Annotated in this window: 4 protein-coding genes; all 4 read right to left on the bottom strand. The window is 53.3% G+C overall.

Features of this window, described 5'->3' with window-relative positions; all coding sequences use genetic code 11:
* Positions 1-713 (bottom strand): LPS export ABC transporter ATP-binding protein (gene lptB / locus PKX57_RS11980; protein WP_472417542.1); only part of this gene is annotated, 713 nt, incomplete at its 3' end.
* Positions 710-1207 carry an OmpH family outer membrane protein gene (locus PKX57_RS11975; RefSeq protein WP_213922169.1) on the bottom strand — a complete coding sequence of 166 codons (498 nt, stop codon included), beginning with the start codon at positions 1205-1207 and terminating at the stop codon, positions 710-712. The genes lptB and PKX57_RS11975, both read right to left, overlap by 4 nt.
* A gap of 11 nt (positions 1208-1218) precedes the next feature.
* Entirely contained in the window at positions 1219-1665 is a 447-nt protein-coding gene (dtd, locus tag PKX57_RS11970) for a D-aminoacyl-tRNA deacylase (protein WP_213922168.1), read from the bottom strand.
* Positions 1662-2632, bottom strand: a 971-nt coding sequence (locus tag PKX57_RS11965) for a TGS domain-containing protein (protein WP_472417540.1), incomplete at its 5' end; no start/stop codon positions are given. The genes PKX57_RS11965 and dtd, both read right to left, overlap by 4 nt.

The raw sequence follows: 2632 nt of genomic DNA, 5'->3' as shown, positions 1-2632 counted from the left end.
CTCCCCAGATACTTCTCCACCACAACGCTGTCGGCCAGCACGACCGAAGGATCTCCCGAGGAGATCACCTCTCCCTTGTACAGAACGTATAATCTATCGACCACACGGCTTATGGAGGTGACGTCGTGATCGGTCACGATAACTCCGATGCCTTTGTCCTTCAACTTCCTGATCATCTTCTGGATATCTTTCACCGTCATGGGATCTATTCCCACGAAGGGTTCGTCCAGCAGTATGAAGGAGGGCGAGAGGGTAAGCGTTCTGGCAAACTCCAGTCTCCTCTTTTCGCCGCCGGAGATCACCGAGGAGGGCTGGTCTTTGAGCGGGAGAATGTTGAACTCCTCGAGAAGCCTGGTTGCGGTCTCTTCGTTGTTTTTCCTCTCTCCGGTCAGCTTCAAAACCATCTTGAGATTCTCGATAACCTTCAAACCGCGAAATATAGACGTTTCCTGCGGCAGATAGGCTATCCCCCTGCGCGCCCTTTCGTGGATCGGCAGGTGCGTTATCTTCTCCTCGTTGAGATAGATGTCCCCGGAGTTGGGAATCACTATGCCCAGTATCGACTTGAAGGCGGTGGTCTTTCCGGCGCCGTTGGGGCCGAGAATTCCCACCACCTCAAGGGAAGATGCCTCTATCGAGACGTCGTTCAAGACCTTTCTTCTTCCATAACGCTTCTCGAGGTTGAGGCATCTGAGGTATGAAACCTTGTTCACTTCTGGAATCCCTTCATGTATTCGATGATGGCGTCGGTGACATCGTAAGCCGGCGCGCCATAGACTACGACCTCGCTGGATATTACCATGTCGATTCCTATAAAGGTGGAGTAATCCTTTATTCTCTTGTTAACCTGTTCCATGATCACCTGCAGTTTCGCGTTGTAGGTGGCCTCGAGAGTCTGCTCGTACTGAGTCTTCTTCGTCAGTATCTCCTGCTGCTTAACGGCCAGCGACTCCTGGCTGGCTCCGGAAGCCGCAAGATCCTGATACTCTTTGCTCAGACTGTCCAGCTGTCCCTGGTAAAACTGCATATCCTTCTGGTAATCTGTGTTGAGCGTATTCCAGTCTTTCGTGGCCTCGAGGACTTTCTGCATGTCTGCGAAGGCGATCTTCGCGGGATCGGAAGGTCCGGCACCGCCTTCGGAAACGACAACGACTCCGACCGCGGCAATCATAACTACCATAAGAATAACTTGCAGGGTTTTTTTCACAAGAACACCTCCTAGAATTTTTTATTTGAATCCAGAAGAATCGTAACCGGGCCCTCGTTGACGAGTTCCACTTCCATATGAGCCTGAAAGACTCCGGTCTCAACTCTCACAAATTTAGACGCCAGTTTGAGAAAATCGTTGAAGAGGCCCTTCGCCTTTTCGGGATCGGCCGCGTCGGTGAACGACGGTCTACGGCCCTTTCTGGCATCCCCCATGATGGTGAACTGGGAAATGGCTAGCAGGGAGCCGCCCACATCGAGAAGGGAGAGATTCATCTTGTCGTTCGAATCTTCAAAGACCCTGAGGTTGACTATCTTGTCCACCAGCCACTCCAGGTCCTCTATCCCGTCTGATGTTCCGACTCCGATCAGCGCTAACAGTCCTTTATCTATACTACCGGTCGTTCGGCCATCCACTCTCACGCTGGCCCTGCTTACCCTCTGAATGACCGCCCTCACATAACTCCCCCAATCCTCTTGACGTTCTGCACGCCCTTCATTCCTCTCAAGTTTTCCATGACCGATGTCAACTGGGCCACGTCCTTCACCAGAATGTTCGCCATAAGGGTATCGTATCCCCACTTCCCCGTTTCCACCGAGTACTTCTTGACCTTGGCGCTCTTGCTCTCGAGCCTCTCGAGAAACCTGTTCGCCATCGCTTTGTCGCTGCTGTCGAACTCGACCACTATCCACGCGCTGAACTTCTCGCCTGTGATCATCGTCCAGTGGGCCTCGACCAGCTTGTCCTGAGAGATCCCCTTCACGTTCCGGCAGCCGCGGTTGTGTATGGAGATACCCCTGCTGCTCATGACGGCGACGATATCGTCTCCCGGAAGCGGTGTGCAGCACTTGGCGAAATAGACGGCTATCCCCGTCTCTCCACCGACCACGACCTCGTTGCCTTTGGCCTGCTTCTGCTTGACGAGCTCGGTCTCTTCGGGAAGTACTTCGACCTCTTCTTTCGGAACCAGAGCGCTGAGAACCTCTCCCATAGTTATTGAACCATCTCCGAGTTTCGAGAAAAGGTCGTTTTCGTTGTGAGCTGCGAAACGCACCATGAGGTTCTTCACTTCTTCTCCCTCGATGAGGTCGTCTATGGATACGGCCAGGCGTTTGCTTATCTTTCTGAAAATCTCCTTGCCCCTTTCGATAAGCTTGACCGAGTATTCATTCTTGAAGAAACGCTTGATCTTCGCCTTCGTCGAGTTGGCCCTCACGTATTTGAGCCAGTCGAGGCTCGGCCCTTCGCTGGCCTTGTTGACCACCACCTCGACACGGTCCCCGAGTTGAAGCTCGTAGTTGACCGGCACCAGCCTGTCGTTGACTTTGGCGCCGGCGTAGTGATGGCCGATCTCGGTGTGAATGGCGTAGGCGAAATCTATGGGAGTGGAGCCTTTGGGTAGATGTACCACCTCGCCTTTCGGGG

The sequence above is a fragment of the Mesotoga sp. genome (assembly GCF_035363035.1).
Lineage (GTDB): Bacteria > Thermotogota > Thermotogae > Petrotogales > Kosmotogaceae > Mesotoga.
Note: the sequence above shows the minus strand (reverse complement) of the source record. Positions and strands in the feature narration are given on the sequence as shown.